This window comes from Cobetia sp. BL01 (genome assembly GCF_056493605.1).
Genome location: NZ_JBVBEE010000001.1, coordinates 260389 through 284175 on the forward strand (window position 1 = coordinate 260389; position 23787 = coordinate 284175).

The following is a 23787-nucleotide window of genomic DNA, read 5'->3' on the forward strand; positions in this document are numbered from 1 at the left end:
CCCTGGAAGGCGGCCCGTGACAATCAGTGGGCGTGCCCGCGGGTCGTGTCGATCGAGATGACTCTCACTCTCTCACCCCCCACGGAGCATGCTGGATACCGATACGGTACCCGCGCCGCCTTGATAACGTCAAAGAATCAGAAAATATCTTTTAAGATCAAAAATGAATACATGACCTCCGCTGCCCCGGGGCACGTCAGCCCCACGCCGATGGCGAAACGCCGCGAGCGGGAGCGCGAAGGCGCTCACAGGCTGACACGCTCCACCCAGGTCTCGAGGCGCTCTCCGTCGAGATCCACGACCCTGAAGCCAGGCCGTGCCGCTTCATCGACGGCGAAATCATGGCTGAGCGGCGCGAACTGGTCTGACGTGGAGGGCACGCCATAGACGGCGACACTGCCCTGCCCGCTCGGGCGCCGGGTGGCGAAAGCCTGATGGATATGGCCGCACAGGATGGCCCGCACCTGCGAGTGATGACTCAGGGTGTCCCACAGGGCTTCACGGTCGGCCAGGCCCAGCTGATCCATCCAGTCCGAGTCGATCGGCACTGGATGATGATGCATCGCCAGCAGCGTCGGCCTCGTATCCTCCTCGAGCGACAGCGACAGCGCCGCCAGCTGCTCGCGGCCAAGCTCGCCCCCTGCCTGTCCAGAGATGCGCGAGTCCAGACACAGCAGACGCCAGTCACCAAGATCAAGCTCTTGATGGAAAGGACGCAGCTCCTGCATGAAATCCGGGTGGTCATGATTGCCGGCGAACCAGAACCACGGACACCCCAGGGCATCGAACAGCTCCCCCGCCAGACGGTAGGAGGCAGGGCTCTCATCCTGGCTGACATCCCCGGTCACCAGCAGGATGTCGGGACGCAGGCTTGAAGCGTGCGCCATCACGGCCTCCAGCTGACGCAAGGGGAAGCCCAGTCGTGAGCGCGCGTCAGGGTCGGCACGCAGATGACAGTCACTTATCTGGATCAGTCGCATGGGTCTCTCGAACAGCGGAAAAAAGAACAGAACCGCGATGGCCGGGCCATCGCGGTTCTTTCAGGCAGTCAAGCGGACAGCCGGTCAGGTGTGGAATCCGCAACGCGAATTCTCTTTCTGATCATGACGCTGGCGCTGCCCTCACTCCCCCATCCCGGCGGGCCTCACGACAGCCTCGTCACGGCAATCGCGTCACGGCAGCCTCGTCACGAGAACCTCGTCATGGCAACTCGGGCACATCGGCTTGCCCGAAAGCCTGAGCATGGCTCAACCACTCGCCGAGAAAACGATTAAGCTGAAGCTTTTCATCCGGCTGGTGCATGCGAGGGTTCGGATAGCGGTTGCGCCCCGAGAAATGCCGTTGACGCTGGAAGTCGGTGACTTCGGCCATGCGTACATCGTGATAGAGATGCACGCTCATCCGCGGGGAATCGATGATGTGATCCAGCACGCCAGTCTGGGCAACCGTGACCATGGTGGTATAGGGCGCGCACTCGACCACCTCGAGCAACAGGGTACCGAAGTGGCCCTGATTGCCCGCCAGGGGAAAGGCGAAGCTGTCCCCCGCCTCGGCCTTGCCGAGGATGCGCGTGAGGCGCAGATAATTGGACCCGCACTCGGCATGGAGTGCTTTTAGGTCGGCCACATAGGCTTTCTTGACCTGCATGGGCAAACTCCTTGCGAATCTCAGAACATTGGCGTGCTGTCTAGCAGGGCACACCCTGTATCGTGCATGGCATGATGCGGGCAAAGCGCGACAGATCAAGCGCCGTGAGAGCGCCCGGCAGCGGGGTTTCGGCGCTCGGCACTGACGCAGGCATTGATCGACTGCCGGCCTGCCGGTGGCAGCAAGCCTCTAGAATAGCAGTTCTGGTGGGCAGGTTGAGGAACCCTGCGTGAGCCACGGGGGATTGCCAAGCAACGCCTTCGCTGTCTCAGGCGTGCATCACCCGCAGTGCAGCACGCTCCCGCAACAGCCACTGCATGGCCATGATCGCCATGGCATTGCCAAGCCTGCCCTGCTCCAGAAGCGACAGAGCCGCCTGGAAATCGAGCACATGCACGCGAATATCCTCGTTCTCTTCCGCCAGCCCATGCACCCCGCCCAGTCCGCTGCTGTCGCATAGCCCGATGAACAGGGTGACCTCTTCGGTGCAGGCGCCGGGGCTGGGGTAATAGCGGTAGAGCTCGATCAGCTCCTTCAACTCGCAACCGGCCTCCTCGACCGCCTCACGCCGCGCGACCTCCGCCGCACTTTCCTGCTTGTCCACCAGGCCGGCGATGGGCTCCAGACTCCAGGGGGTGCGCTCGTCCTCGAGCATGCCGGCCCGGATCTGCTCGACGAAGACCACACGATCCGTCACCGGGTCATAGGGCAGCACACCGACGGCATCATGGCGAACATGCACCTCGCGCTGGATCACATCACTCCAGCCACCGTTGAAACGCCGATGGCGAAGCTCGCGCTGCTCCAGGCGAAAGAAACCGTCCTGCAGCACCCTGGTCTCGACCCGTTCGACATCGTCATGCGCAAAGACCTGCTGCCCTGCCACGTGCTCTGGTGTATCGCTCATGCATCCTCCTTGGCTGAAGTCGCATTATCCCGACCTCGCCCTGCGCTGGCCAGCCCGCCCACTGGACGTGAAAGCGGCACTGTCCGAAGGAAGTGCCCCTCGTCCAGTGCCGCCGAACGGTCACCGTTGTCCTGAAGCCGCGTGCGCGACACTCACTCCAGTCGTGTGATCAATGCCTTGATCTCGCGCTTCAGCTCCTGATCGGCCAGCTCACGATTGGGCCGAGCCGGGCCCTTGAGCGCGAGCCGTGCATGCTTGAGTGCCTCGGCCTTCCTGCCCTCGGAGGCCAGATAGTCGGCATAGTAGAAATTGGTATCCATGCCCTGAGGATTGACGGCCAGCCCCTGACGCAGCACCTCCCCCGCCTTGTCATCATCGCCAAAGCCGACCGGCCAACCCGGCGCCTTGTCATACAGCGCCCCGAGCGTCACGTAGGCAGAGGCATTGTCGCCCCGGGGGTCAAGCTTGATGGCCTGCTCAAGGGTGGCCTTGGCTTCCTTGGCCAGATCCAGCGCCCCCAGTCCCCCTCGCGCCTTGGCCCACGACGCCAGGATGATACCCTCCCAGGTCAGCACATGGGCGTTGTCCGGGTATTGGTCCGCCAGCGCGCGCACTTCCTTGCCCAAGGCCTCCATGCCGGTTTCCTGAGCGTCCCCGGAGGACTGATAGTTGACCTGGGCCCAGCGTTTCATGAGTCCGAAGACGGCATCATCTCCTTCGGCGGCCTGGACGCCGGTCATGCCGGCCAGCGTGATGCCCAGCGCCATGCCTCCTGAGAGCATCAGCTGGTAGACACGATGCGTGGCGCGACGAGTACGGCGTAGCGATGACGGGATTGGCATGGACAGCTCCCTGAAATTCATTATTGTTGGCGGGATGATACGGCAATGCCCTTGAGACCTGCGCCTTGGCAGGCGTGCTGGCGAATTGCCGCAATGGCGATATCACGAGAACGTGAACGGCATGCCAAGACTGTAACGAACGTTTGAATCTGCCGCCACCCCCCCTTGGTCGCAGGCCTCAACGCAAGACAGCGCCCTTTGCGGGCGCTTGCCCTTCATTTTCGCAGGCTGTGGAGAAAGACATGCAAGGTCGTAACATGACGCGCTGGCGCGATCCCAAGACCGATCCGCGTCAGGAAAAGAAGAGCAACGTGATCACTCCGCAGGGCCACGCGAAGATGAAGGCGCTGGCCGACCACCTGAGGCGCGTCAGGCGGCCGGAGCTGTCGCGCAAGACGGGCGAGGCCGCCGCCATGGGGGATCGCAGCGAGAATGCGGATTACACCTACAACAAGAAGGCACTGAATCAGACCATCGCCAAGATCGCCTATCTGGAAAAGCGTCTGGATGAACTGACCATCGTCGACCGCCTGCCCGCGGATCTGGAGCGCGTGTATTTCGCGGCCTTCGTGACGCTGGAGGATGAACAGGGAGAGGAGATGGAGATACGCATCGTCGGCCCTGATGAGACCGACAACGCGCGCCGCTGGATCAGCGTCGATGCCCCCCTCGCCCGGGCACTGCTGGGCAAGGGGCTGGATGATGACGTGAGCGTGGCAGCGCCGGGCGGCGAGACCACCTACATCATCACGGCCATCCGCTATCAGTCGCCGGAGGCGTAAGCGGCGGGCTTGGCATCAGGTCGCAGGGAATCAGTCCACAGAGGGTCAGCGTGCCTTGCGTGCACGATAGACCTTGAACTGGCGCGTTTCGGCCAGCACCTCGAATTCGCCGAAGGCCGTCTGCAACAGATCCGGATAGGGCAGGAAGGCATTGGCCACCAGCGTCAGGGTACCACCCGGCACCAGGTGATCCGGCGCCTGGCTGATCAGACGCGCCGCCGGTCCGTAATCGATATCGCGCTCATGATGGAACGGCGGATTGGCCACGATGGCCTCGAACCGCTCGCCCTCGAACGCCGCGAAGACATCGCTCAGGCGTACGTCCGCCTCAAGCCCGTTGAGCGCCAGACTGCGCCGGGTTGCCTCCACCGCGAAGGCACTGACATCGCCTGCCATCACGCGCGCACCGTGACGCGCCATCCAGCAGCTGATGATGCCGTCACCCGCCCCGATATCCAGCGCCCGCTTGTAGCCACGGGTCGGCAGGTTCTCCAGCAGCAGCGCGGTACCCGGGTCCAGCTTGGCATTGCCGTAGAGGCCCGGATGGCTGGTCAGGCGCAGCTCCAGCGCCTCGAATTCGCCCCAGCCTTCTGTCCATTCTCCAGCCACTGCCAGTGGCGATTCACTGCTGGCGGCCTGTTCGGCCGTCAACTCACGCGTGGCGGATGACCACAGCTGGCAACGACGCGCAGTATCGTCCTTGCGGGCCGTCATTCCCAGTGCCTTGAGGATGCGCTCAGCGCGCTTGATGCCACCGTTGACCTCGCCCACCACCTTGATCGGCGTACCTGCCGGCAATACATGGCACAGCGCCACCAGCCACCACTCGCCCAGCGCATGCGCCTTGGGCCAGAACAGCAAGGCACCCGCCGCCTCGCCAATCGTGCTATCCGCGCGGGCTTCGGCAAAGGCCACCGCATGGCTGACCTGGTGCCCGGCCTCCCGCGCGGCATTCACGATGCCGGTGTCATGCCCCCAGACACGCCGCTGGCGGTCCGATGACAGCCACCAGTCATCACGCGGTGCAGCGACCCACAGCCAATCACGGAAATCACTGTCCTGGCGTTCAAGCAACTGGCAGGCGGGGGTTTGAGCAGACATGAAGACTCCGAAAAGATAGGAAACGGCAGATGATGAACAGCAAGACGGCGTAGAAGCCTGCGCCGTGACACCTCAGGCAGGGCGCACCAGCTCATAGTGCAGATAGCGTCCGAGATGGACGAAGGGGGGCGTGCGCCAGTGCTGGCACTCGAGGGCCAGCAGTTTCTGCATGTCCCCCTCACTCAGCGGGTCGCGCGAGCGCAGATAATCATGGAAGACTCGCAGCCCTGTCAGCTCACGCACCTCAAGCCCGGCCTCCTCGGCCCACTGGCGAATCTCGATATCACGCAGCGGCGAGATGGGCGTCAGACGCTTGCCCGTTCCCCATCCGGCCAACCGCCCGTCCAGCACCTTGTCGAAGTTGCCCTTGGTGACGTTGGAGAATGCCAGCGCGTCGCGATTGAAGACGCTCAATGACATCACGCCACCCGGTGCCAGCAGCTGTGCCAACAGCAGAACCCCTTCACGCGGAGAGACCAGCCACTCAAGAACGGCATGGCAGACCACCACCGGCCATTGTCGGTGGGCCGCGGCGGCGAACCCCTGCAGATCACGTCCATCCCAGGTCAGGCGCTCTGTTAGGGTGTCCTGCGTCAGCGGGGCCGCATCCTCCTCTGGAGAGGACAGTCGCTGCATGGCGCGCTCACGCATCTCACCGGAAGGCTCGACCAGCGTCAGCTGATGGCCACGCGACAACCACCAGTGCGCCATCTGACCAAGTCCGGCCCCGATCTCGAGCACCTGGGTGGCCGGCAGATGGGCGAAACGCTCCTCCATCAACTGGCGAGTCAGCGCCAGACGCACCCTGCCACGCTCGGTGGTATAGAAGCCGCGCTCGAACTTTTCCGCCAGCCCGTCGAAATGACGATCCGCCGTGGCACGACGGACACGGGACTCCCCTCGGACAGGCGGGTTGGAAGCATCAGACATGGCAGACAGGATCTCGAACGTGAAGGAATCGGAGGTCACGACTGAACGACAGTCGGCAGTGCAGACGCCGAAAAGGCGCCGCGCGGGACAAGGCGGCAGGTAGGCTACTCCATCAAAGCCAGAATGCAAGCAGACTGCGGCGCAGAGCCCTGACATCCGGCCGGGAAGGCGGCATTCCCCCGCTCATTGAATCCACGTAACATGGCACCCTCCGCTCATCCCGCTCCCCTTGCCTCAGACCGAGCGCCGGATCCCCGGCAGTCTTCCGTCACTGGCACCGCTGGGAGTTGATGGCTCATCCCACATCTTTTCGGACAGATGGCCACCATGAAACAACGCGTCCTGCTTGTGGTACGCAAGCTCAACATCGGCGGGATCCAGCGAAACACCGTCAATCTGGCCAATGTCCTGTGCCGCGAAGGTCACGAGGTGCATGTGCTCGTGCTCAAGGGTGAACTCGAACTCATCCCGGACCCGGGCGTACATGTCCACCAGATCGACTTCGACAAGGCATTCCGCAAGACCGGCATTGGCCTGGTGTATGACCTCTTCACCCGCGCAGTGCTCAACCCTCTGATCAAGGGCTCTGGATTCGTCTGGCGCGGCTATTACGGTGGCGCCTACCTGCGGCGATTCATCCGTACCCTGGAAACACGCCATGGCCCCGTCGACCGGGTGATCATGCGCGGCCAGGGCGCCTTCGAGACGGTCTGGTCACTCAAGGACCCGCGCCTGTGGCAGGTCACCGTGTCCTGGCCCGGTGACATCCGCCAGGGCTGGCGTCAGAAATTCCTGCTCAAGCGCCTGTACGCCGACAAGCAGATCATCTGCAATACCGACAATGTCCGCGAGCAACTCGAGCGACTGCTCTCGCAACACGCTGTCACGCCTCGACGCCTCGCCACCATCGGCAACGTCTGCGATCTCGATGCCATCGCGCAGATGGCGGATGAGCCCGTGGAGCTGCCATCACGCCCCTATGTCGTGCAGGTATGTCGCCTGTCGGACGTGAAGCGCCAGGATGTCCTGATCAAGGCCTATCTCGCCGCCGATATCGAGGAAGACCTGGTCATCGTCGGCGATGGGCCCAAGCGCGAGAGTGTGGAGAACCTGATTCGCGAGCTCGGGGTGGGCGACCGGGTCCATCTCATCGGCAGCCGGGTCAATCCCTACCCGTGGATGAAGCATGCCCGTCTGTTCATTCTCAGCTCGCGCAGTGAAGCCTTCGGAATCGTGCTGGTGGAAAGCATGTGCTGCGGCACGCCATGCGTCGCGCCGGATGTCCCCGGTGGGGTCCGCAATGTGCTGATCCATGATCAGGCGCGGCTGATCTCCGAGAACAGCATTGAAGGCCTGGCAGCCAAGATCCGCGAAGGGCTCGAGAACCCGCCGTCACTCGCCGAGGATCCGGAGTTGATCGAACGTTTCCGCGACACCCGTATCATGCAGGAATTTCTGGCCCTGCCAACGGATGCCGAGGCAGCACATCGCGACTGAACACAACGCGATGGAATGACGAGATGCCCTGCCCCGCCCGGCACGACTGCCATTCTCCGGGCAACAGGTCAGGGCATCATAAATGACGTGCCATGCATGAGGCGCCGTGCTGCTCAAGCCGGGGTCCGGCTCACCCTGAAAGCTGCTGGCGCATGGGCGCGCAGGATGTGACCCGGCCCGGAAGCCAGAGGGCAGGCAAGCGAGAGACAGCAGAAAGACACCCTGTACAGAGAGTGACGAGAGATGCAGGAAAGAATGATGCGGGGATGAATGAAGGGCTGGCGCCCCCTGCAGGAGTCGAACCTGCGACCTGCCCCTTAGGAGGGGGCCGCTCTATCCAGCTGAGCTAAGGGGGCGTAGCGCTGCGCAGTATAAGCCATTGAAGTGGCAAGATAAACCCGTTCGGCCCGCGCGTGCCGCCCTCCTCACGCCAGGCAAGAGCATCATCGGCCTCATGCACCGAGCACTCCGGCTTCGATCTCATCGAGCACGTCCTTCATGGGACGGGGGCGCCCCAACAGGTAGCCCTGGACACGCTGACAGCCCAGCTGACGCAGCACCTCGAACTGCTCGGAGGTCTCCACTCCCTCGGCCACCACTTCCAGCGACAGGGCGCGCGCCATCACCAGCATCGCACGCACGATCTCGTTGGCATGGCAGACTTCCTGTCCGGGAGTCTCGCCAGGTGCAGGCGCTGTCAGCCCGTCGTCATCGATGAGACGCAGATCCTTGATGAAGCTGCGGTCGATCTTCAGCTCACTGAGCGGCATGCGGCGCAGGCGTGCAAGATTGGAATAGCCGATCCCGAAATCGTCGATGGAGAACGTCAGCCCCAGCGCCGCCAGCTGGTCGACCTTCTCCAGCATGTCGGCCTCATCTTCCGCCGCCAGGCTCTCGGTGATCTCCATGCGCAACATGTCCGGCGCGAAGGCATGGCGCTTGAGCAGGGCTGCGACCTGCGGCACGAATTCCGCGCTGCGAAACTGTACCTGACTGACATTCACCGCGATCGGCAGCTGATGTCCGCGTGTCGCCATGTCTTCCAACACCGCACAGGCTTGCCCCAGCACCCAATGGCCCAGCTCGACGATCAGCCCTGATTCTTCCGCGATCGGGATGAAGGTCGCGGGCGAGACATTCCCCAGCAGCGGGTCATTCCAGCGCAGCAACGCCTCAAGACCACAGAGCCTGGGCAGCTGATGCTCAAGCGAGGCATCCGACTGCAGGGAGAATTGCGGTTGAAGATGGACTTCAAGATGCTGACGGGAAAGCGCACTGCGCAGGGATTGCTCCATCTGGGTGGCAGCGATGATGCGATTGCGCATGTCAGGTGAGAAGAAGCACATGCGTGCACGCCCGGCCCCCTTGCTCTCATAGAGCGCGATGTCCGCCTCGTGCAGCAGATGACCCCAATCGTCTCCCTCGTCTTCTGCCGCCCCGGAAAGCGTCTGATACCCCTCGCCCGCCTCATCCGGACGCGGATACAGCGTGATGCCCAGTGAGCCGGACAACTGATGCGCACGCCCTTCCAGCTCGACCGGTACCCGCAGACGTGCCAGCAATTCCTCGCCGACGTGCATCGCTCGGGCCCTGGCGTCCTCCATGCTACCGAAGCGAGGCGCCAGCAGCACGATGAACTCATCCCCGCCCTGGCGCGCGAGCACATCGCCCGGCTCCAGCAACTGCTCCAGCCGGGCGGCAATCTGGATCAGGGCACGATCTCCCGCGTCATGCCCCAGTACATCGTTCAGGCGCTTGAAATGATCCAGATCCAGGAACATCAACGCCCCGACGCGCGCTTCTTCCAGAGCGAGGTCCGCGAAGGCTCCGAGCTTGCGACGCAACAGCCGACGATTGGGCAGGCCCGTCAATGCATCATGCAGCGCCTGATAGGTGAGCTGCTCATCACGCCGATGGCGTTCTATCGCCAATCGAGCCACGTTGACGGCGACCTTCAGCAAGCCGAGATGGCTATCGTTGAAGACATCGCCGGACGTGGCATAGAAGGCGAAACTTCCCAGCGGATTGCCTGCATCATCGAGGATGGGCATGGAGAGACAGGCATCCAGTCCCAGCGCGTGGGGATGATTACGGAAGCCCTCCCAGGCGGGGTCCTCGCCGATGGCGGGGGTCAGCACCTGCTCACGCCGCCACATCGCCGTACCACAGGTGCCCACCCCCTCCCCGATGCGCAGGCCGGAGGTGAACTGCATGAAGCTGGGGGGCAGGCTCGGCGCCTTCCCTCCGATGATTCGTGTACCTGCCTCATCCAGAAGCAGCAGCGAGGAACGCACGCGAGTCGCGACGGCCTCGATGGCCTGACACAGGTCCAGCAGGGTCTTGTCCAGCGGCTGGCCAGCCGTGACGGACTCAAGCAATCTGAGCTGGGAATGGCTGAGCTCCAGCGCCAGATGCGCCTGGGTCACATCGGTATGCACGCCGAGATAACCGGTCAGGGTGCCGTCGGCGGCCATGAGCGGTATGCAGCGCAGACGAAGGCGCAGCGGTCGTCCATTCGCATCGTGGTGGAGCAGCTCCTCGTCACTGGGCTCACCCAGCTCGCACTGCTGATGCATTCTGGCGATTACCGTCCTGTCGGAATCCTCACCCGTCAGAAATTCACTGAGCACCTGACCGGCCAGGTCTTCTGCCCGGTATCCCGTCAGCTCCTCGAAGGCCGGATTGACCCACTGCACACGCCCTTGAAGGTCGTATCCACACACTCCATTGGAAGTATGCTGCAACAGCTGATGCAAGCAATTGCTGCCTTCCAGGCCGTCAACCGAAGCAGCAGAGGTGGCCGCGGCGGAGGACGCTGATGGATTCATGGACATGTCGTTTCAATCTCCCTGCCGATGCTGCCTGAAGGTTCATGGCTTCTGGCACAGTCAGCATGTCTGTCGCACTCGATCTTTCCTTCCTGAAGTGCCGGGCGCCTTGGCACCGACTCTCCTCTCATCCTGCTGGTCAAGTGTCACTTGTCCTTGAGTATAAGTAACCCTCAATCTGCGTTGAATGAAGGCGAAATCTCATGAAACCTCTGCCTCGAGCGCGAGGCAGGCACTGCCATGTCGAGCCTTCGCGGTAGGATGGTCTTCTCTGGCGTGGTGGGATCCGAGAGCGCGCGAGACCCTCCCGCGCAATGCTCGAAGGACAGCACAACGTGATGACACAGCCGGACGGATACGACCGAACGAAAACAGCCACGCCCCGACCAGAGGTCGAGGCGTGGCTGTGTCACTACCCGAGGGGAAGAGGCGAGCTGGCTACCCCTGAGCGAACCCTCAGTGGCGCGCCGTCTTCAGCGCATCCGCCAGTTCACGGGTCAAGGCATGTACCGCTTGGGTGCCCTGCTCCGGTGTCTCGGCGTTGGCCTGCAGATCGATCAGGGCCGAGCCGACCACGACTCCGTCGGCGAAACGACCGATACGCGCCGCCTGCTCTGCGGTACGGATACCGAAACCGACCGCGACGGGAATCTCGGTGTGCTCACGGATACGGCCCACTTCGGCCTCGACCTTCTCGGCAGTCGGTGCCGCGCCACCGGTCACGCCATTGCTGGAGACGTAGTAGAGGAAGCCTGAGGTATTGGCCAACACGCCCGGCAGGCGCGCGCTGTCAGTCGTCGGTGTCGCGAGGCGGATGAAGCTGATACCGGCGGCATTGGCCGGCTCACACAGCTCATCGTCGTGCTCCGGCGGCAGGTCGACCACGATCAGGCCATCGACACCGGCCTGGCTTGCCTGCTCGAGGAAGGTGGCCACACCGCGACGATAGATCGGGTTGTAGTAACCCATCAGCACGATGGGCGTGTCCTGATCCTGCTTGCGGAATTCCGTGACCATCGCCAGGGTACGGTCCATCGTCTGGCCGGCCTTCAGGGCACGCTGGGTGGCATGCTGGATCGCCAGACCATCGGCCATCGGGTCGGTGAACGGCATGCCCAGCTCGATGACATCGGCACCGGCCTCGGCCATGCAGAGGAAGGTCGCGAGGCTGGCATCATAGCCGGGGTCACCCGCGGTGATGTAGGTCACCAGCGCTGCGCGATTCTCGCTGCGTACGGCAGCGAAACGGCGGTCAAGACGGCTGCTGGAAGTGGTGTCAGTAGCGGAAGTGCTCATCAATAGACTCCGAATTTGCTGACCTGCAGGCAGCGATTCACCTGCAGGCGAAGAAGACATGGGGCGGATGGACCCGGTCAGCGTCTGACCCCTCCATCGCCGGGCATTGCGCGACAGGCGCGGCGTTACTCGCCGTCAGGATTCAGGCCCAGCTCGTCCGCCAGATGATGGGTAACGGTGGCCATGTCCTTGTCACCGCGGCCGCTCAGATTGACCACCATCAGATGGTCCTTCGGCAGGCCCGGTGCACGCTTGATGACTTCCGCCAGCGCGTGGGAAGACTCCAGCGCCGGAATGATGCCTTCCAGGCGACACAGCATCTTGAAGGCGTCCAGTGCTTCCTGGTCGGTCGCGGCGACATACTCGGCACGCTTGATGTCGTGCAACCAGGCGTGTTCCGGGCCGATACCCGGATAGTCGAGCCCTGCGGAGATGGAGTGCGCATCACCGATCTGCCCCTCGTCATCCTGCAGCAGGAAGGTGCGGTTACCGTGCAGCACGCCCGGCAGACCACCCTTGAGACTGGCGGCGTGGCGCGGCGTGTCCAGACCTTCACCGGCAGCCTCGACCCCGATGATCTCGACGCTTTGCTCGTCCAGGAACGGATGGAACAACCCCATGGCGTTGGACCCCCCGCCGATGCAGGCGACCAGCGAGTCCGGCAGACGGCCTTCCTTCTCCTGCAGCTGGACGCGGGTTTCCTGACCGATGATAGACTGGAAGTCACGCACCAGCTGCGGATACGGATGTGGGCCCGCGACAGTACCGATGATGTAGAAGGTATCGTCGACGTTGGTGACCCAGTCACGCAGCGCCTCGTTCATGGCATCCTTCAACGTGCCATCACCGGCGGTGACCGGGATCACCTTGGCGCCCAGCAACTGCATGCGCTGAACGTTGGGCTGCTGACGGTGAATGTCGGTGGAGCCCATGTAGATCACGCAGTCCAGACCGAAACGCGCCGCCACGGTGGCCGTCGCCACGCCGTGCATGCCGGCACCGGTCTCGGCGATGATGCGCTGCTTGCCCATGCGGCGTGCCAGCAGCACCTGGCCCAGTGCATTGTTGATCTTGTGAGCGCCGGTGTGCATCAGATCTTCCCGCTTGAGATAGACCTTGGCACCTCCGAGATGCTCGGTCAGACGCTCGGCGTAATACAGCGGGCTCTGACGCCCGACATAATCCGCGGAGAGACCGGCCAGTTCCTCGGCGAAGGCCGGATCCTGCTTGGCGGCTTCATACTCGCGCTGCAGGTGCAGAATCAGCGGCATCAGCGTCTCGGCGACGAATCGGCCGCCGAAGTCACCAAAGAAGCCCTTGGCATCCGGGCCTTGACGCAGGGTAGCAGTCGACTGGCTCATGCAAATCTCCTCGAAGTCATGTCAGTGGCGGGGCACGCTGGTGCGGCGTCTGCGTTCTTGGCCTGCGTGGTGCACCCGACAGTATGCTGACCATCCTAGCGCTCGGCACGCGGGATGAAAAACGATATATTCGCCAAGATGTGTGAGTTTATCTCACAGGACACTCAGCAGGAGACATCCGATGGCCCGCCTGACTCCGCCCGATTCATCCTCTCCCGCCTCTCTGGAGGCATTGCCCTCGCTGAATGCCTTGCGCGCCTTCGATGTGGCGGCTCGCTTCGAGAGCGCGTCGCGTGCCGCCGAGGCGCTGCACGTGACCCACGGCGCCGTCAGTCGTCAGATTCGCCAGCTTGAGGAAACGCTGGGGACACAGCTGTTCGACCGTGCTGGCCGCGGGCTGAAGCTGACGCCGGCGGGTCATGAGCTGGCGGCCGCCACACGCCATCACTTGAGCGGCCTGGCACGGGTCTGTGCGGACCTTTCCCGCAGTGATGCCCGCGCGCCCTTCGTGCTCAGCTGCCCGGGCTCCTTCCTCGCCCGCTGGTTCATTCCGCGGCTGGGTGCCCTCAAGGCAGCCCTTCCGGAGCTTGAACTGCATCTGACTGCCAGTGATGACAACGAAAGCCTGCGCTCTGGCGTGGATGGCGTGCTGCGCTTTCAGACTCCCCCCTTCACCCAGGCTGAGCATCAGGAAACGCGAATTCTCGGCACGGAGCGCATCGGCCCAGTGCTGCGTCCGGACACTGACTGGCTGGGCGAGACCACCGCGACACCCGCACCACAGACTCTGCTGACCTTGCCGCTGCTGCACACCCGCTCGCGCCCGCAGGCCTGGCCGGACTGGTGCTCACGCCAGGGCCTGTCCAGCGATCAACTGCACTACGCGCAAGGCTTCGAGCACCTCAACTATCTGCTGGAAGCGACGCTGGTGGGGTTGGGCGTGGGCATCACGCCGGATTATCTGGTCGAGGAGGACCTGCGCAGCAGACGCCTGATCGCGCCGTGGGGCTTCGTCGAGACACGCGCCTGCCTGACGCTGACGCTGCCCGAGAGCGGTCGCACACGGGCACGACACCCTCATGCAAAAGCCCTCGCCGACTGGCTGGCACGGGAGCTGAATACTCCGCCTGTCACCTCTCGCAACCCATGACAGGCGCCTGCGCCACGCCGTCCTGCGGGCAGGTGCAGGAAACAAGAAGACCGGCACCCTTTCAGGTGCCGGTCTCGGTTCAGCCGCTTGGCTCAGGCAGTCAGCCCAGAGCACGGATCAGGCAAAGACGATGGTCTTGTTGCCGTGGATCAGCACGCGGTCTTCCAGGTGCCAGCGCAGGCCACGCGACAGTACCTTCTGCTCCACGTCACGCCCGATGCGCACCAGGTCTTCCGCGGTGTGGCAATGGGTGACTCGATGGATGTCCTGCTCGATGATCGGGCCGGCATCCAGCTCCTCGGTCACGTAGTGACAGGTAGCGCCGATCAGCTTCACGCCGCGGCCGAAGGCCTGATGGTAAGGCTTGGCACCGATGAAGGACGGCAGGAAGCTGTGGTGGATGTTGATCAGGCGGCCGGCATAGCGCTCGCAGAGGCTCGGCGGGATGATCTGCATGTAACGCGCCAACACGATGCTGTCGGCCTCGGCCTCTTCCACCAGTCGTTCGACCTCGGCAAATGCCGGCGCCTTGTCATTCTTGTCCACCGGCACATGGTGGAACGGAATGCCATGCCATTCGACCAGTGAGCGCATGTCTTCGTGATTGGAGATGACACAGGGGATATCGCATTCCAGATCCCCCGACTGCCAGCGGTGCAACAGGTCCACCAGGCAATGGGAATCCTTGGACACCATCAGCACGACCCGCTTGCGAGCGGCCGTGTCATGCACCCGCCACTCCATTCCGAACTCTTCCCCGATCGGCGCGAAGCGCTTGCTGAGTTCAGCGGCGCTGAGGCCGATGGACTCGGGATTGATCTCATAGCGCATGAAGAATCGACCCGCACCCAGATCGGAATGCTGATTGGCTTCGGTGATCCAACCGCCTTGCTCGGCGATGAAGGTAGAGACTCGGGCAACAATTCCCACCTGATCAGGGCAGGACACCACCAGGCGATAGGCGTGTGACATCGTATGTTCAACCATTGTGAAAGCGGGGAATGATATTCAGCCGGTAACGACTACCGACACGCTCGGGAGTCCGGCCATCGACGCCATGGCTCCCGGCAAAAGGTGCGCCATTGTAGCCGATCACACGCGACGAAGCAGCGCCCTTCAACGAGAGTGAATGAATTGTCAATTCGACCTCGGTTTCGCCCCTCGGGGTGGCCGGCGAGAAGTGCCGTCATTTGTGGCGCTTTGCGGGATTCCCGTATAGTTGAGTGACATTTTACTGATGGCATGACATCCATGTTGAAACCCCGCGTTCAAGTCCGTCAGAGACAACGTCCACCGCTGCATCTTCTGCCGCTGGGCGGCTGTGGCGAGATCGGCATGAATCTGACGCTGTATGGTTACCAGGATCACTGGATCGCCGTGGATTGCGGCATGATGATTCGCCAGGATCTTCCTGAAGGCCCCTTGCAGGTACCCGACACCGAATCGCTGGCAAGCCTGGGCATCTGCCCGGAGATGCTGGTGATTACCCATGGTCACGAAGACCATATCGGTGCCGTTGCCTGGCTGTGGCCGAAATGGCGCTGTCCTATCATCGCCACACCACTGGCCGCGGGCCTGCTGCGGGCCAAGTTCGCGGAACGCGAACTCGAGACGTCCAGCCTGCAGATCATCGAGGTCGATGAAGGCTTCGAGTCCGGGCCCTTCGCATTGCGCCTGCTGCCGTTGACCCACTCGATACCCGAGAGCTGCTCGCTGCTGATCGTCACGCCGGAATATCGCGTGATGCACACCGGTGACTGGAAGCTGGACCCGGAGCCGCTGATCGGTGAGCCCACTGACCCGGAGCGCTATCAGGCGTTGGCACCGGTCGATCTCGTGGTCGGCGACTCCACCAATGCCCCTCTGCCCGGCCACTCACGCAGTGAGGGCGAGGTGGCGCGTGCACTGGAGAAGACGCTGGCCGGCTGCCGTGGGCGGGTCGTGGTGACCTGCTTCGCGAGCAATCTGGCGCGCATCCTGGCACTGGGTCGTGCGGCGGCTCGCAATGGCCGTCGGGTCACGCTGCTGGGCCGCTCGATGGAACGCATGGTGCGGGTGGCACGCGGACTGGGCTATCTGGAAGATTTCCCGCCGCTGGTGCCGGTAAAGGACCTGGGCTATCTGCCGCCGGAAGAGGTGATGGTGATCGCGACCGGCAGCCAGGGCGAGCCACGCGCGGCACTCTCACGCCTGGCCAACTCGCGCCACCCTGATTTCGAGCTGGCGGCGGGCGACACGGTCATCTTCTCCTCCAAGGCCATTCCCGGCAATGAACTGGCGATCGGCAAGCTGCACAATGCCCTGACCCGCCTGGGCGTCGGCATCATGGAAGAGAAGCAGTTCCCGGATCTGCATGCCTCAGGCCATCCCGCCCAAGAGGAGCTGCGCACCTTCTACGGCTGGCTGAAACCCACGCGGTTGCTGCCGGTGCACGGCGAATACCGTCACCAGCTGGCGCACACCCAGGTAGCACAGTCCCTGGGCATCGAGGCACCGCTGATTCCCGTCAATGGTGACGTGATTCGTCTCGATGCTCAGGGGCTGTCCGTGGAAAAGCGTCTGACGTTGCAGGAGCGGATCATCGAGCACGACAAGGTGCGGCCACTTGACTCGATGGACCGTCGTGCACGAGCGCGTCTCGGACGCCATGGCAGCGTATCGCTCGCCTTGCCCCTGACGCTGCAGGAAGCCGGTTGGGTGCGTATCGGCCGCCTGATGCTGGACGTCAGTGGTACGGCCAGACTGGATGAAGACAGCTTCGCCGAGTGGCTCGATGACACCCTGGCCGGACTCGAGACCACCGACATCGACACCGTGAAACAGCAATTGAACAGCAGAATCAATCGCTGGCTACGCAATCATCTGCGTCACGAGCCGGTGCTCTTTCTGCATGTGATGACCATGGGTGACAGCTGAAGACGCCATGACAGGCAAGCCTGTCAGGCTACTGCGATTCCCCCGGCCTTTCACCTGCCTTGAAGCATGAAAAAGCCCGATCGGAAAAATACCGATCGGGCTTTTTCATGCCTGAATGCACGCTGGAACATCCATCAGCAGAGACGTCCCACTCTACCGTCATGACCGCCAGTGTGATCCACCTCATCCACTGGGGCCCCGTGCCGGGCAACGCTTACTGTGCTGACTTGTTCTTCGGCGGACGACCGCGACGCTTCGGCTGGTCACTGACCAGATCATCGACGGAAAGACCCGCTTCGATCATCGCATCACGAATCTCGGCAAGCTTGCGCTCCTTGGCGATTTCTTCTTCGCGACGCTGTTCATCTTCCTCGGCTTTCTGCTCAATGACTTCATTGATAACTTCAGAAAGCTTGTGCAGTTGTTCCATGGACAACTGGCGTGCCGCTGCACGTGCGACATTCTTGTTGCGAGCGATCTTTTCCAGGGATTCTGCGGTCATCTTGCTACCTCCACCATGCGGGCGAAACTGGAATCCAATGAGGGACACGATAGTTGATTGGATGTTGCAGCAAAGTATAAGCCTTAATTGAAAGCTGACAAGCCTTGTCAAAAGCAAGGCAGTGTTGCCACAGCACCGCCCAACAAGAACCCTGCTCGAAGGCAGGGTTCTTGTGAAGGTTCATCGTGTTGTCGAGTGGATATCCCAAGCCAGCCAAGAGATTCAGATGGCGATTTCGTCAGCCACCGGTCATGTTCATGAAGCGGACGATCTGGACATCACCATCGGTCGTGAAGTGGTGACGCTCCGGCTTGAGATGCATCGCCTCGATGATGGCCGCCTTGAGAGGTTCGATATTGCCGGGGTCGCGGCGCATGATGGCACGCAGATCCAGCGAGTGCTCATTGCCCAGACATAGCAGCAGACGCCCTTCTACCGTCACTCGAACACGATTGCAGGTCGAGCAGAAGTTGTGACTGTGCGGCGAGATGAAGCCTACGCGCGTTTCACTGTCTGCCATGCGGAAATACCGGGCCGGTCCCAGACTGTCTTCCAGCGTCGGTATGAGCGCGTGATGCTCCTCTATCCGCGCCTGCACTTCATCGCTGGAACAGAACGTCTCCTCACGTCCGTGATCGGACACCTGCCCAAGCGGCATTTCCTCGATGAAGCTGATATCCAGCCCTTCCTGGCGCGCGAAGTCGACCAGAGAAACGACCTCATGATCATTGCGCCCCTTGAGCACGACAGCATTGAGCTTGATGCGAAAGCCTTCTGCCCGCGCGGCCCGGATACCGGCGATCACCTTGTCGAGATCCCCCGTACGCGTCAGGGCCTTGAAGCGCTCAGGGTCCAGAGAATCAAGACTGATGTTGAGGCGCTGCATGCCGGCGGCCTTGAGACGAGCGGCATGCTTGACCAGGCCCGCCCCATTGGTGGTCATGGAGAAATCCTTCAGCCCGTCAAGCGCGCCGATATCTTCCACCAGAGTACCGATATCGCGTCTGACCAATGGCTCACCACCGGTCAGGCGAATCTTTTCGACCCCAAGCTCCACGAAGGCACGTGCCAGCAGGGCGATTTCCTCGAGACTCAATACCTCGTCTCGCGGTAGAAATGTCATCTCCTCGCTCATGCAATAGACACAGCGAAAGTCACAGCGATCCGTCACGGAGAGACGCACATAGCGAATGCGACGCCCGAAATCATCGACCAGGGTTTCCATCAACCATCTCCCAGGGTCTGAGGTGTCACAGGAGTCAGGGAATCCTGCTTGGCAGAGTGTGTCCGAGCGCCTTCTGCCGAAGAGTGCCAGCGCTCCAGAGCATCGCGGTCACTGGAGCGCTCCTGCACCCAGTAATCGCCAGAGGCGGTATGCTCCTTTTTCCAGAAAGGCGCACGCGACTTGAGGTTGTCCATCAGAAAGTCACAACCGGCAAAGGCGGCCTGACGATGCGCGCTCGCCACCAGCACCAGCACGATATTGTCCATGGGCGCCAGGCGACCGATGCGATGGATGATACGCGCCCCTGTCAGCGCGAAACGTTCCTGCGCTTCCACCAGCAACGCCTGCAAGCTGCGCTCCGTCATGCCGGGATAATGCTCCAGTGTCAGTGCCTGGACATCGGGGCGTTCATTGAAATCACGCACCAGCCCGGTAAAGGTCACCACCGCACCGATATCCCCCCGAGCATGGGTCAGGGCCGCCTGCTCGGCGCGAATATCGAAATCCGCTGACTGAATGCTGACCGAAAAGGCCCGATCGGCAGTCGCAAGGGGTGTCGTCATCTCAGCCTCCCGTGACGGGCGGGAAGAAAGCGACTTCATCACCGGCCTTCAGAGGATGATCATCACGCACCATGTCCTGGTTCACGGCGCACAGCACGCGCGAGTCATTGAGCGCTTCCAGCTGCGGATCACGCAGTGCCAGGGTGCGCTTGAGCCCACCGACCGTGGCATCGGCCAGGGTGGCAGGGTTGAGCGAGAGTGACTCAAGGTCGAGACGCTCACGCAGCTCGGCCAGAAACAGGATGCGCAGATTGTCGTTCACCGCCGTGACAGGCGACACATCCTCGGATGCGACTGCCAGGGCGGCCGGCACTCCCGTCGGTGCCGGCGCCTCCTCCTGCATGGCCTCACGCTGCCAGTCACCACTCTTGCCACCCGTCTTGGTTTCCAGCTGGATGTCGCCGATCACGATGCCCTTGTCCACCGCCTTGCACATGTCATACAGGGTCAGTGCTGCCACGGAGGCAGCCGTCAGCGCTTCCATCTCGACACCTGTGCGCCCGTTGAGGCGACAGAACACCTGTATCTCGACACAGCTGTTCACTTCATCCAGCGTAAAATCGACCGTGACCTTGGAGAGCATCAAGGCATGGCAGAGCGGGATCAGCTCATGGGTGCGCTTGGCTGCCTGGATGCCGGCGATACGCGCCGTGGCCAGCACATCTCCCTTGGGCAGGCCGCCCTCCGCCAACAGGGCCAGCGTGGCAGGCAGCATGCTGACCCGCGCACTGGCACGGGCCTCGCGCCGGGTTTCCTGCTTGTCCGCGACATCGACCATATGGGCTTCGCCGCGGGCGTTGAGATGGGTAAGGCTCATTAGCTGTCTCGTATCCGTATCAGGTCCGCCGGGGGTGGCGGTTACCTCTGTAAGCATGGGCGGTCGTCACGACAGCCCGGTAGATCCTGGTTCGTGGTCTGTCGGCGGCCCGAGGATGTCGGACGACGCGCCGAACTCCGCGTTCGATCGCTCGGCCTGGCAGGCCATCATGACAGGCCACGCGTCCCCAGCCATTGCACCATGACCGGGTCGCCGGCCTGGAGGGAGGCGCAGCCTGCCGGGATCTCGATCAGACACTGCGCGGCCAGCATCGAAGTCAGAATCCCCGATCCCTGGCGGCCAGTGGTAGTCACGACCTGACGCCCCTGGTCATCGAGCGTCACCCGGCCGCGATGATAATCGACTCGTTCAGGGCGTGAGCGCAGCGTCTCGCCTGCCACCATCTGCAGACGCGGTGACTGCCAGCATGCCAGGGTCCCCGGATGGTCTGCCGGTGCCGGGCTCAGCGGACCCAGCCCCCCCAGCATGCGCAACGCCGGCAGCACGAACTGCAGATAGGTCACCATGGTGGCGACCGGATTGCCGGGCAGACCGAAGAATGGCACCTGCCGGCCTTCCTCTGCCGCCAGTACGCCAAAGGCCAGAGGGCGCCCGGGACGCATGGCAATCCGCCACAGCGCCAGCTGGCCACAGGCCTCCAGCGCGCTGCGCACATGATCTGCCTCGCCGACCGACACGCCGCCGGAAGTGATCACCAGATCCGCCCGCGCCGCGGCATCTCGCAGGGCTATGCTCAACGCCTCGCGCTGGTCACGCAGAATGCCGAGATCCAGCACCTCGACTCCCTCGGCATGCAAGGCAGCCGTGAGGCTGAAACGGTTGGCATCATAGATGCCGCCGGCCGGCAAGGGCTCTCCCGGAGCCGTCACTTCATCACCGGTCGAGAAGATCGCTACACGCAGCGGACGATGAACGGTGAGTTCGGCCAGTCCCAGCGATGCAAGTACCCCGATGGCCGCCGGCGACAGCCATTGCCCCGCCGAGATCACGTCACTGCCACGGGCGATATCCTCGCCTGCCTGACGCACATTCTGCCCTGCGCGAACGCTGCTGGCGCCGTCAATCACGACCTGCTCGGCAGTCTCGGCGCCACCCGCCTGGCTATCGGCATCAAGCATTGAATCAGGCGAGGCGTCGGGCGTGAAATAGTCGAGCTGCTCCTGCATGACCACACTGTCAGCCCCCGCCGGCAAGGCCGCACCGGTCGTGATGCGCAATGCCTCCCCCGGAGCCAGGGCGCGCCCCATCCAGGGGTGCCCTGCCAGCGAGCTGCCGATGACTCGGAGCTGGCATCGATCCCCCTCATCCAGCGCGCCGGCACCCAGCGACGCGTGGGCCAGCGCGATACCGTCCATCGCGGCATTTGTCTGGGCAGGCACGTCCAATGGCGATATCACCGGCTCAGCCAGAACATGTCCGACGGCCTGGGCGAGTGGCACGCGCTGGGTGGGCCGTGTCGCCGCGAGCTTCGCCAGACTGCCTCCCAGCACCGCAAGCGCCTCGTCGACACTCAGCATCCGCTCACCGAATCTTGGGTCAAAGCACGACAGACTCAAGAGGCCACCTCCTGACGGGGCTGGCCGCCATTCAATCGCCATTGCACCGGCCAGGCCGCCACCCAGGCCGCCAAGGCATCGATATCATCGAGGTCCAGCCGCGTCAGATCCGCGGGAAGCGCCACCGGGAATTCGCCATCTAGCTCATCATCTGGCTCATCCATTGGACCCGGCACGGCAAGTGCCCGTATCCAGGGGTCATGCAAGGCCCGCAGCGGCTTGCCGACGGCCGCGCGATGCAGCTCAAGCTTGGGCAATGGCCACTGCTTGAATCCCTCGACGAGAATCAGATCCACCGCCAGCCCATCGAGCTGCCCGACAAGCTGCTCCAGATCCGCCTCCTCTTGATCAGGCGTCTCCATCATCAGCGCAAAGCGCCGGGCAGAGGCAACCAGCATGGGAGTTGCCCCCGCCGAGCGCAGGCGATGACTGTCCTTGCCCGGCGTATCCACATCAAAGGCATGATGAGCGTGCTTGATGACGGCGACTCGCAGACCACGCTCACGCAAGGCCGGCAGCAACTGTTCCAGCAAGGTGGTCTTGCCCGTGCCGCTCCAGGCAGCGATGCCCAACAGCGGACAGGCCGAGGCGGCAAGTCTCGCCGCCCAACCGGGTGACATCGCCCCGCCGCCGGTATCAGCGGAAGAGCAAGAATGAGAGACAGTGGACGCTTCGCGCCCCATGGCATCAGTGGGCAACTCGGGCATGACGATTCTCTTGAGGTTTCCGGCGTGCTCACGACGTGATGGCCGATACGATTCGATGATTCTGATGGCATCGACCCACATGTCGGGCCCTTTTCTCTCAGCGCCGCTCATGAGGAGCGCTGGCGACATGATGAAAAAAGGGTGGCCTGCCGCAACAGGCTTGCCTGTAAATCTGCAAGTCCAAGGCCAGGCATGCCTGCCGCGGCAGGACAATACGCCGCTGAATTCCAACATGTACGGCAGGTGAGCACTGACCGTGGATCATTATGACTCGCCTGGCCAGCGGAGTGGGGGTCGGATGACACGCCTTGAATGTCCTGCGGCTCAGGCTCGGCAGCGGCCGCGCCGCAATGGCAATCGATGCGGGCAGTCTCAGTGGGGGCCGGATTCCATCGCTCTGCACTCATCCAGCGTATTGAGATTGGCGAAGTCTTCGGCCTTGCCCGCCTGCACCGTCAGCCAGACATGTTGCGCGAACCAGCGGTCGATCTTGCGCTCACCTGCCGCCAGAGCGGCTTCCAGTGATGGCAAAAGGCCACGGTGCAGGAGGCAGATGACAGGGTGATAGCGCTCGGCATCGGCGGCCACCGCCAGCAGCGCCGGCTCAGCCGAGGTGTCATCTCCCTGCACACGGTAGCCGGCCAGCCTGTCACCGTTGGCGTGATCTATCAGCGCCACGCTCAGGGTATCCACGAGGTCATTGGGCAGATGCGGCACGTCGCAGGCCACCACCATCACCCACTCGGTATGCGCGGCGGCCAGCGCACTGGCCATGCCCATCAGAGGGCCGTGATAGCCCGCCTCACGGTCTTCCACCAGCGGATGACCATAGACGGCATATTCCTGATGCGAGCGATTGGCATTGATCAGCAGCTCACCGACCTGGGGCGTGAGGCGTGCCAGCACATGCGCGATCAAGGGCACCTCATTGAGCATGACCAGCCCCTTGTCGACACCGCCCATGCGCCGAGCCTGGCCGCCGGCCAGGATCACACCGGTGATGTTGGCCGGCGTCAGCGAGGCCGCCAGCTGTTCACCACTGGCCGGCAGAGGTGTCACGCCAGGATTGGCTTGGCCATCGCGAGAGGGGCCGGAGTTGGCATCAGAGTGGGGTCTGGACATGCGAGAGGGTCTCGATG

At 63.0% G+C, this 23787-nt stretch carries 21 protein-coding genes and 1 tRNA gene; 4 read left to right on the plus strand and 18 right to left on the minus strand.

Features of this window, described 5'->3' with window-relative positions; translation table 11 throughout:
* Positions 1–245: 245 nt before the first annotated feature.
* The 4 genes from ACZYGA_RS01050 to ACZYGA_RS01065 form a co-directional block, all read right to left on the minus strand.
* The gene (locus ACZYGA_RS01050; protein WP_404625207.1) at positions 246–980 is read right to left on the minus strand and encodes a metallophosphoesterase; all 735 of its coding nucleotides are present in this window, start codon (positions 978–980) and stop codon (positions 246–248) included.
* Positions 981–1200: 220 nt separating this feature from the next.
* Complete coding sequence (locus ACZYGA_RS01055) at positions 1201–1647, minus strand: DUF1249 domain-containing protein (protein WP_077374279.1); 447 nt, start codon at positions 1645–1647, stop codon at positions 1201–1203.
* Between the two features lie 268 nt (positions 1648–1915).
* Complete coding sequence (locus ACZYGA_RS01060; protein WP_077374282.1) at positions 1916–2554, minus strand: NUDIX domain-containing protein; 639 nt, start codon at positions 2552–2554, stop codon at positions 1916–1918.
* A gap of 152 nt (positions 2555–2706) precedes the next feature.
* Positions 2707–3396 (minus strand): tetratricopeptide repeat protein, encoded by a 690-nt coding sequence (locus ACZYGA_RS01065; protein ID WP_077374285.1) that lies wholly within the window; start codon positions 3394–3396, stop codon positions 2707–2709.
* 242 nt (positions 3397–3638) lie between these two features.
* On the opposite strand from ACZYGA_RS01065, the gene ACZYGA_RS01070 reads away from it, so the two are divergent.
* Positions 3639–4178 (plus strand): GreA/GreB family elongation factor, encoded by a 540-nt coding sequence (locus ACZYGA_RS01070; RefSeq protein WP_077374288.1) that lies wholly within the window; start codon positions 3639–3641, stop codon positions 4176–4178.
* A 45-nt stretch (positions 4179–4223) separates the two neighbouring features.
* Here the strand turns inward: ACZYGA_RS01070 and ACZYGA_RS01075 are convergent, their stop codons facing one another.
* Together ACZYGA_RS01075 and ACZYGA_RS01080 are read right to left on the minus strand one after the other, a co-directional pair.
* Positions 4224–5279, minus strand: a complete 1056-nt coding sequence (locus ACZYGA_RS01075; RefSeq protein ID WP_404625204.1) for a methyltransferase — start codon at positions 5277–5279, stop codon at positions 4224–4226.
* Positions 5280–5351: 72 nt separating this feature from the next.
* Positions 5352–6209, minus strand: a complete 858-nt coding sequence (locus ACZYGA_RS01080; protein ID WP_479398301.1) for a methyltransferase domain-containing protein — start codon at positions 6207–6209, stop codon at positions 5352–5354.
* A gap of 327 nt (positions 6210–6536) precedes the next feature.
* Here ACZYGA_RS01080 and ACZYGA_RS01085 point away from each other — a divergent pair, with 327 nt between their 5' ends.
* Positions 6537–7706, plus strand: a complete 1170-nt coding sequence (locus tag ACZYGA_RS01085) for a glycosyltransferase (protein ID WP_164850279.1) — start codon at positions 6537–6539, stop codon at positions 7704–7706.
* A gap of 279 nt (positions 7707–7985) precedes the next feature.
* Here ACZYGA_RS01085 and ACZYGA_RS01090 read toward each other — a convergent pair.
* From ACZYGA_RS01090 to trpB, 4 genes are all read right to left on the minus strand, one after another.
* Positions 7986–8062, minus strand: a tRNA-Arg gene (locus ACZYGA_RS01090).
* A 96-nt stretch (positions 8063–8158) separates the two neighbouring features.
* Complete coding sequence (locus ACZYGA_RS01095) at positions 8159–10534, minus strand: sensor domain-containing protein (RefSeq protein WP_404625200.1); 2376 nt, start codon at positions 10532–10534, stop codon at positions 8159–8161.
* Between the two features lie 456 nt (positions 10535–10990).
* A complete protein-coding gene (gene trpA / locus ACZYGA_RS01100; RefSeq protein ID WP_404625199.1) occupies positions 10991–11830 on the minus strand; it encodes a tryptophan synthase subunit alpha in 840 nt (279 codons plus the stop codon).
* Positions 11831–11955: 125 nt separating this feature from the next.
* A complete protein-coding gene (gene trpB, locus ACZYGA_RS01105) occupies positions 11956–13191 on the minus strand; it encodes a tryptophan synthase subunit beta (RefSeq protein ID WP_077374435.1) in 1236 nt (411 codons plus the stop codon).
* A gap of 181 nt (positions 13192–13372) precedes the next feature.
* Between trpB and ACZYGA_RS01110 the strand changes: the two genes are divergently transcribed.
* Positions 13373–14341, plus strand: coding sequence for a LysR family transcriptional regulator (locus ACZYGA_RS01110; protein ID WP_176493383.1), 969 nt, complete (start codon positions 13373–13375; stop codon positions 14339–14341).
* 117 nt (positions 14342–14458) lie between these two features.
* Here the strand turns inward: ACZYGA_RS01110 and purU are convergent, their stop codons facing one another.
* Positions 14459–15313 (minus strand): formyltetrahydrofolate deformylase, encoded by an 855-nt coding sequence (gene purU / locus ACZYGA_RS01115; RefSeq protein WP_077374535.1) that lies wholly within the window; start codon positions 15311–15313, stop codon positions 14459–14461.
* Positions 15314–15676: 363 nt separating this feature from the next.
* On the opposite strand from purU, the gene ACZYGA_RS01120 reads away from it, so the two are divergent.
* On the plus strand, positions 15677–17257 hold the full coding sequence (locus tag ACZYGA_RS01120; RefSeq protein ID WP_084209644.1) for a ribonuclease J: 1581 nt from the start codon (positions 15677–15679) through the stop codon (positions 17255–17257).
* A gap of 214 nt (positions 17258–17471) precedes the next feature.
* Here the strand turns inward: ACZYGA_RS01120 and ACZYGA_RS01125 are convergent, their stop codons facing one another.
* The 7 genes from ACZYGA_RS01125 to mobA form a co-directional block, all read right to left on the minus strand.
* Complete coding sequence (locus ACZYGA_RS01125) at positions 17472–17759, minus strand: H-NS family histone-like protein (RefSeq protein WP_077374537.1); 288 nt, start codon at positions 17757–17759, stop codon at positions 17472–17474.
* A 238-nt stretch (positions 17760–17997) separates the two neighbouring features.
* A complete protein-coding gene (gene moaA / locus ACZYGA_RS01130; RefSeq protein WP_169477207.1) occupies positions 17998–18984 on the minus strand; it encodes a GTP 3',8-cyclase MoaA in 987 nt (328 codons plus the stop codon).
* Positions 18984–19547 (minus strand): molybdenum cofactor biosynthesis protein MoaE, encoded by a 564-nt coding sequence (locus tag ACZYGA_RS01135; RefSeq protein ID WP_077374541.1) that lies wholly within the window; start codon positions 19545–19547, stop codon positions 18984–18986. The genes moaA and ACZYGA_RS01135 overlap by 1 nt, the downstream gene beginning before the upstream one ends.
* A gap of 1 nt (position 19548) precedes the next feature.
* Positions 19549–20364 carry a cyclic pyranopterin monophosphate synthase MoaC gene (gene moaC / locus ACZYGA_RS01140; protein WP_404625195.1) on the minus strand — a complete coding sequence of 272 codons (816 nt, stop codon included), beginning with the start codon at positions 20362–20364 and terminating at the stop codon, positions 19549–19551.
* A 167-nt stretch (positions 20365–20531) separates the two neighbouring features.
* Positions 20532–21902, minus strand: a complete 1371-nt coding sequence (gene moeA / locus ACZYGA_RS01145) for a molybdopterin molybdotransferase MoeA (protein WP_404625193.1) — start codon at positions 21900–21902, stop codon at positions 20532–20534.
* A gap of 35 nt (positions 21903–21937) precedes the next feature.
* Complete coding sequence (gene mobB, locus ACZYGA_RS01150) at positions 21938–22561, minus strand: molybdopterin-guanine dinucleotide biosynthesis protein B (protein ID WP_479398352.1); 624 nt, start codon at positions 22559–22561, stop codon at positions 21938–21940.
* A gap of 459 nt (positions 22562–23020) precedes the next feature.
* Positions 23021–23770, minus strand: coding sequence for a molybdenum cofactor guanylyltransferase MobA (mobA, locus tag ACZYGA_RS01155; protein WP_404625191.1), 750 nt, complete (start codon positions 23768–23770; stop codon positions 23021–23023).
* Positions 23771–23787: the final 17 nt, after the last annotated feature.